Source organism: Hydrogenophaga sp. OTU3427 (genome assembly GCF_038440225.1).
In the GTDB taxonomy this organism is placed as follows: Bacteria; Pseudomonadota; Gammaproteobacteria; order Burkholderiales; family Burkholderiaceae_C; genus Hydrogenophaga.
The window spans coordinates 23,666-30,476 of the sequence record NZ_JASATI010000054.1; the positions used below are offsets into that span (position 1 = coordinate 23,666).

The following is a 6,811-nucleotide window of genomic DNA, read 5'->3' on the forward strand; positions in this document are numbered from 1 at the left end:
GGCTCAATGCAGCGTGCCCTGGGCACGCATGCCCGGCGCCGTGTCGGCCAGGAAGGACAACACGGCACCATCGAAGTCGTCGGGGGCCTCCAGGTTGGGCCAATGCCCCACCCCTGGCAACACGGTGCAACAAGCCTGCGGCATCTGCGCGGCCATGGCCCGCATGCGTTCGGGCGTGGCGATGGTGTCGAACTCGCCCGCCAGCAGCAGGGTCGGCACCTGCAGCAGTGCCAGTGCGGCACGGCGGTCAAAACGCATCTGCGCGTCCAGCGCCCGCCTGTAGGTGGAGGGAAACACGCCCGCGAGGCTGTACTCGGCCAGCCGCGCCCCCTCGGGCAGCGAGCCTGGCCCCACCAGCCGGGGCACCAGGCGCTGCGCCAGCTGGACCATGGTCTGGCCCGCGTCCAGCGGCGCGGTGCGGTCGTTCAGGTAGGCCTGCCGGCGCTCGGCGGGCAGCTCGTCGAAGGTCGCCAGCGTGCCGCTGAGGATCAGGCGGTTGACCAGGTCGGGGCGACGCAGGGCCACCTCCTGCGCCACCATGCCGCCCATGCCCTGACCCAGCAGGATGACCGAGGTGTGCGAGCCATCCTCGCGCTGCGTCAGGGCTTCGATCAGGACCACGCAGCGCGCGGCCAGGCCCTTGAAATCGTAGGGTTCGATGGGCGGGCTGTGGCCGTAGCCCGGCATGTCCCAGGCCACCGCCTGGTAGCCCAGGCTGGCATAACTTTCCACTTGGGGCGCAAACGCCAGGTGGCTGGCGTCGACGTCGTGCAGCATCAGCAGGACAGGGCCCCGGCCCAGGGTGGTGAATCGCGGCAACATGCCCCATGGTACGCCGCGCCACGGGGCTTGGGCGGGCCGGGCATACTACAGGCCCTCCCAGGCACAACATGTCAGTCACACCCGGCCAAGCGGCCACCCCTTCCCCGCCCACCACACGCGCCTTTCGCGACGCGCTGGGCATGTTCGCCACCGGCGTCACCATCGTCACCGCGCGCGCCGCCGACGGCACGCTGGTGGGCCTGACCGCGAACTCCTTCAACTCGGTGTCGCTGTCGCCACCGCTGGTGCTGTGGAGCCTGTCGCAGGCCGCCGCGTCCATGGCCACCTTCGCCAGCGGATCGCACTACGCCATCAACGTGCTGGGCGCCGACCAACGCGCCCTGGCCGAGCGTTTTGCCAGCAAGACCGCGGACCGCTGGGCCGGCGTGCCCTTCACCGACGGTGTCGGCGGCGCGCCGCTGCTCGATGGCGCGGTGGCGGTGTTCGAGTGTTTCAACCGCAGCCAGTACGAAGAAGGCGATCACGTGATTTTTGTCGGCGAAGTCGAACGCTGCCAGCACCGCGGCGGCGCCTCGCCGCTGCTGTTCCACGGCGGGCGTTTCTACACCGAGCACCCGCTGTGAGCGCGCCACAACGCAAAAGCCACCTCGACCTGCTCGCGGTGGTGCTGCTGGTCGTGTGCTGCGGCGTCTGGGGCCTGCAGCAGGTGCTGATCAAGGCCATCGTGCACGAGGTGCCGCCGCTGTGGCAGGCCAGCCTGCGTTTCGGCGGCGCCACCGTCCTGCTGCTGCTGTGGTGCGGCCTGCGCCGCATCCCGCTGTTCACGCGCGACGGCACGCTGCGCGGCGGGCTGCTCGCCGGCCTGTTGTTCTCGGCCGAATTCGCCTGCATCTACATCGGCATGCTGCACACCAGCGCCTCGCGGCTGACGGTGTTCCTCTACACCTCGCCCTTCGTCGTCGCACTGCTGCTGCCCCGCTTCGTGCCCACGGAGACGCTGCGCCGCATCCAGTGGGTGGGCCTGGCGATGGCATTTGCCGCCGTGGCGGTCGCCTTCAGCGAAGGCCTGGGCCAGAGCACGCCTGGCCAGCTCTACGGCGACGCGCTGGGGCTGGCCGGCGGCCTGATGTGGGGCCTGACCACGCTGGTGATCCGCGGCAGCCGCCTGGGCCAGGCGAGCGCCGAGAAGACCCTGTTCTACCAGGTGAGCGTCACCGCCTGCGTGGCGCCGCTGCTGTCGCTGGCGCTGGGCGAGACCTGGTCGCTCAGCTACTCGGCCGGGGCCTGGGGCGCGGTGGCCTTCCAGGCCGGCGCCGGGGCCTTCGCCACCTTCCTGGCCTGGATGTGGATGCTGCGCCACTACCCGGCCACGGTGATGTCGTCCTTCACCTTCCTCACGCCGGTCTTCGCGCTGCTGCTGGGGGTGGGCCTGCTGGGCGAACCCCTGACGCTGCAGCTGGTCCTGGCCGTCATCGGCGTTGCGGTCGGCATCGTGCTGGTCAGCAAGAAGTAGGGCCTCAGACAATCTCAGGTGCCCGCACCGGCAGCGACGCCGCGTGCCGCAGGGCCCAAGACAGCCATTCCGCCGCCGGCAGGGGACGGCTGAAATGGAAACCTTGCAGCTCGTCGCATCCGAGATCGCGCAGGCTGTGCGCGGTGGCGAGGTTCTCCACGCCCTCGGCCACCACCGTCAGGCCCAGCGTGTGGCCCAGGGCGATCACGGCCCGGGTGATGGCCATGTCGGCCGGATCGTGCAGCATGTCGTCGACGAAAGAGCGGTCAACCTTGAGCTTGTCGATGTCGAAGCGCTTGAGGTAGGCCAGCGATGAGTAGCCGGTGCCGAAATCGTCGATGGACAACAACACGCCCAGCGCCTTGAGCGCCGCCATTTGCGCCTGCGCGGCGGCGGCGTTGTCCATCAGCTGCGATTCGGTGATCTCCAGCTCCAGGCACTGCGGACTCATGCCGCTGCGCTCGATCAGGCCCTGCAGGAAGGGCACCAGCTCGGGATCGGCCAGCTGCGAGGCGGAGATGTTGACCGACAGCTGCAGCCGGTGCAGCGGGTGCGTCCCGCCACTGGCCATGGCCAGCGCCTGCCAGCCGACCCAGGTGCGGCAGGCCTCCTCCAGCACCCAGGCGCCCAGGGGCTTGATGAGGCCGGTTTCCTCGGCGATGGCGATGAACTCGGTGGGTGGCACCGGCCCCAGCGCCACGCTGTTCCAGCGCAGCAGCGCCTCGGCGCCCACCAGGCGCTGGGTGCGGGCATCGACGCGCGGCTGGAAATGCAGGCTCATCTCCTCGCGGTCCAGGGCCTTGCGCAGGTGGTGCTCGACCGACTGGCGGGCCAGCGCGCGCTGGTCGGTCTCCTCGGAATAGAAGCGCGCCATGTCGCGCCCGGTGGCCTTGGCCTCGTACATGGCGGCGTCTGCACGGCGCATCAGCTCTTCCAGCTGGGTGCCGTCGTCGGGGTACACGGCGATGCCCACGCTGCACGAGACGTTGAGCTCGTGCCCGTCGACCGGGTGGGCGTGGCGGATCAGCGGGATCAGCCGGCGCTCCACGGTCTGGCGCACCTCGTCCTTGCTGGCCACGCCGCGCATGATGATCACGAACTCGTCGCCGCCGAGCCGGCTCACGGTGTCGTGCCCGCGCACCGATTCCTTGAGCCGCTCGGCCACCGAGCGCAGCAGGCCGTCGCCGATGTGGTGACCCAGGGTGTCGTTGATGATCTTGAAGCGGTCGAGGTCGATGAACAGCACCGCCACCTGCTCGCCGTGCAGGGTCGCATCCGCCAGGGCATCCTGCAGGCGCTGCACACACAGGGAGCGGTTGGGCAGGTCGGTCAGGACGTCGTGGTGAGCCAGGTACTGGATACGCTCCTCGTTGGCCTTGCGGTCGGTGATGTCGATGCAGATGCCGATGTAGTTGCCAATGCCACCGGCCTTGCTGCCGTCGCGCACGGCCGAGACCATCAGCCAGGCCGGGTAGGTGTCGCCCGAGCGGCGGCGAAAACGCACCTCGCCCTGCCAGGCGTCCTTGTCCTGCAGCACACGCGCGATCACGTTGCCCAGCGGCACGCCGGCGTTTTCCTCCAGCAGGAAGCCCAGGTCCTCGCCGATCACCTCGTAGAAGTCGTAGGAGGTGCTGCGGCAGAAAGCCTTGTTGACGCTGAGGATGTGGCGCTCGGCGTCCATGATGATGATGCCCTCGGACGAGGCCTCGAACACCTTGGCCCACAGCTCCAGCCGCTGCTCCATCACCTTGAGCACGTTGATGGGGGTGAAGGCGGTGAGCACGGCGTCGCGCCCCTGGTACTGCAGTCGCCGGGCCGACAGCACCGCCCACGAGGGCTCGACGCCACCCTTCCAGCGGACCTCGAATTCGTCGACCACGCCGTTGTCGGCCAAGCGCTGGAAGAAGCGCGCACGCACGCCGGGCTCCAGCCCCATGCGCCAGGGGTCGCTGGTGCGGCCATTGAGCCAGGGGCTGGCGGGTGCGTTGGCGTGCAGCACCTCGTGTTCGGGCACCGAAGTCACCACCATAGGAATGGGAAAGGCCTCGACCAGCTCGCGCTGGGCGGCGGCGGCGCGCGCGCTGGCGGCCAGCTCCTGCTGCAGCACCCGTTCGCGGTCGAGCTGGGCCAGCATGTCGTTGAAGGCGGTGACCAGGCGACCGATCTCGTCGCCGCTGTTCCAGACGGCGCGCCGGGTGTGGTCGCCGCTGCGGCGCACGTCGTCGGCCACGCTGGCCAAATGGCCCAGCGGCTTGGCGATCTGCCGCGCCACCAGGTAGACCAGGCTGAGGATGCAGACCAGCAGCAGCAGGGCGGTGCCCAGGTGCAGCCACATGCGGGCGTACAGGCCGGCCACCCGCTTGTCCAGCAGGGCATCCAGGGCGGTGATGCCGACCGACCAGGTCTGCCTCAGCTCTTCCAGCAGCAGCTGGTACTCGGTCATCAGTGCCGCCCGGTCACGGGCCAGCGTGCCTTCGGTGGCCATGGCCTGCGCCAGCGCCTGGAACCGCTCGGCGGTGTCGCGCAACGTCTTGCGCGACGGGCCCAGCGCCTGCTGCAGCTCTGGCCGCCCGGCCGCGAACGCCTGGCCGAAGTCGGCCTCGACACCCCGCACCACGGCCTCCAGCCGCCCCGCCAGCGTCAGCAACTCGGCCCCGCGCGCCGGACCCAGCGGCAGGTAGCCGGCCGCTTGCAGCTCGACAAAGCGGCGGGTGTCGTAGACCACCTGCAGCAGCTCGGGAAAACGCAGCACCACCAGCGACATCACGTAGTAGCTGTCGAGGTCGGGGTCCAGGATGAGGTTGGACTGGTTGCCCACGGTGGTCAGCAGTTCGCGGCCCTGGCGCAGCACGCGGTCGCGCGCGGCGGCATCGGGCAGACCCGCGGTCGCCAGGGTGTCCAGCGTCTGGGCCAGCGCCGCGCCTTGCTCCCCGGTCCGCAGGGTGTCGTCGTGCGCCTGTCTCACCCGGGCCAGCGCCGCCAGGTGGGCCGGCGACAGCACCGGCTCGCGGCCCTGCTGCAGGAACACGGCCATCATGGCCTCGCTCACGGCCACGGTGTAGGCCGTGCCCACGGATTCCTTGTCGGTGAAATCGATGGCCAGGAATTTCTCGTGGATCAGGATCCCCGACACATAGATGACCGCGCTCAGGTCCAGCAGATAGATGAGCATGAGCTTGCGGCCCACGCTGAGCCGACCCAGCCAACCAGAAATCCGTTGAACGATCGCCATGCTGCTTGCCTTGTGTGACGCGCGCACCGTTTTGGCCGCGCATTGTCAAATAAAGCAAGTACCGCGCCAGCACGCACCATGCTGGGGCAAAAAACACCTTCAGGATGTCTTTTTTGGGTTTCCACCAGGGGGAAACCCGAATCTCAGCCCTTCTTGGCCAGCCCCAGGCGTTCGATAGTGGCCTTTTCCGCGGCGTAGGTGCGCGCGGCATAGGCGCCGTAGTCGGCGGTGTTCATGTAGATCACCGGCTGGTAGAACTTGTCCAGGGCGGCCAGCACCTTGGGGTCTTCGAGTGTCTGCTTGAAGGCATCGTGCAGCACCTTGACCACCGCCGGGTCCATGTTCCTGGGACCGCCGATGCCAAAGGGTGACTCGGTGATGGTGTCCCAGCCGCTTTCCTTGACGGTGGGCACGTCGGGGAAGGCCTTGTTGCGTTTGCTGCCCAGCGTGGCCAGCAGGCGCAGTTTGCCGCTGAAGACGTGTGGGGCGAACTCGGTGGTGCCGCTCATCACACGGATGTGCCCGCCCAGGATGGCCTGCATGATCTCGGCCGAGCCCTTGTAGGCGATCGGATTGAGCTGGATGCCGGCCTTCTCGCTGAACTCCTCGATCGCCAGGTGGGGCGTGGTGCCGGTGCCAGTGTGGCCGTATTCGAGCTTGCCGGGGTTGGCCTTGGCGTAGGCCACCATGTCCTTGAGGGTCTTGAAGGGCGCGTCGGCGGTGCAGGCGATGCCGAAGGTGTAGCCGGTCAGGCAGGCGATGTGGGTGATGTCCTTGACCGGGTCGAAGGCCATCTGCTGCATGTGGGGCAGGCGGTAGATGCCCAGGGGCAGCTGGGTCAGCAGGTAGCCGTCGGGCTTGGCGTTGACCATGGCGGTGGCGCCCAAGGTGCCACCGGCGCCGGGCTTGTTGTCCACGATCACCGGCACGCCCAGGGCGCGCGAGGCGCTTTCGGCGAAGGAGCGCATCACGGCATCGCTGCTGCCCCCGGCCGGCCAGGGCGCGATCAGGGTGATGGCCCGCGAGGGAAATTTGTCCTGTGCCAGGGCCGGCAAGGCCACCGCGGCGGCGGCACCGGCGGCCAGGCCCAGCGCGTGGCGGCGGTTGAGGGAAGGGGTGGTCATGGGGCGGTCTCCAGCATGGGATGAAAGTCGCCCGACGTTAAGGCGAATGGGCATCGCCTGAACAGCGGACTCACCCTAGGAGGCAGGCCCGGGGGGGGGGGGGGGGGGGGGGGGGGGGGGGGGCCCCCGGGGTTAGGGGGGGGGGCGGGGGGCGCGCGG

Annotated in this window: 5 protein-coding genes; 2 read left to right on the forward strand and 3 right to left on the reverse strand. The window is 69.2% G+C overall.

All coding sequences use genetic code 11. From position 1 onward, the window contains the following. Positions 1-3: 3 nt before the first annotated feature. Positions 4-822 (reverse strand): alpha/beta fold hydrolase, encoded by an 819-nt coding sequence (locus tag AAHB17_RS21570; protein WP_342133018.1) that lies wholly within the window; start codon positions 820-822, stop codon positions 4-6. 68 nt (positions 823-890) lie between these two features. Between AAHB17_RS21570 and AAHB17_RS21575 the strand changes: the two genes are divergently transcribed. Together AAHB17_RS21575 and AAHB17_RS21580 are read left to right on the forward strand one after the other, a co-directional pair. Beyond that, complete coding sequence (locus AAHB17_RS21575) at positions 891-1,406, forward strand: flavin reductase family protein (RefSeq protein ID WP_342133019.1); 516 nt, start codon at positions 891-893, stop codon at positions 1,404-1,406. After that, positions 1,403-2,296: a DMT family transporter gene (locus AAHB17_RS21580; RefSeq protein ID WP_342133020.1), complete on the forward strand. Its 894-nt coding sequence runs from the start codon at positions 1,403-1,405 to the stop codon at positions 2,294-2,296. The genes AAHB17_RS21575 and AAHB17_RS21580 overlap by 4 nt, the downstream gene beginning before the upstream one ends. Before the next feature lie 4 nt (positions 2,297-2,300). Here the strand turns inward: AAHB17_RS21580 and AAHB17_RS21585 are convergent, their stop codons facing one another. Together AAHB17_RS21585 and AAHB17_RS21590 are read right to left on the reverse strand one after the other, a co-directional pair. Beyond that, entirely contained in the window at positions 2,301-5,528 is a 3,228-nt protein-coding gene (locus AAHB17_RS21585) for an EAL domain-containing protein (RefSeq protein WP_342133022.1), read from the reverse strand. 143 nt (positions 5,529-5,671) lie between these two features. Further along, a complete protein-coding gene (locus AAHB17_RS21590) occupies positions 5,672-6,652 on the reverse strand; it encodes a tripartite tricarboxylate transporter substrate binding protein (RefSeq protein ID WP_342133023.1) in 981 nt (326 codons plus the stop codon). Positions 6,653-6,811: the final 159 nt, after the last annotated feature.

Excerpts from the sequence above, each read along its gene's own strand:
- AAHB17_RS21570 (WP_342133018.1), bottom strand. The coding sequence starts at position 822 with ATGTTGCCGCGATTCACCACCCTGGGCCGGGGCCCTGTCCTGCTGATG.
- AAHB17_RS21575 (WP_342133019.1), top strand. The coding sequence starts at position 891 with ATGTCAGTCACACCCGGCCAAGCGGCCACCCCTTCCCCGCCCACCACA.
- AAHB17_RS21585 (WP_342133022.1), bottom strand. The coding sequence starts at position 5,528 with ATGGCGATCGTTCAACGGATTTCTGGTTGGCTGGGTCGGCTCAGCGTG.
- AAHB17_RS21590 (WP_342133023.1), bottom strand. The coding sequence starts at position 6,652 with ATGACCACCCCTTCCCTCAACCGCCGCCACGCGCTGGGCCTGGCCGCC.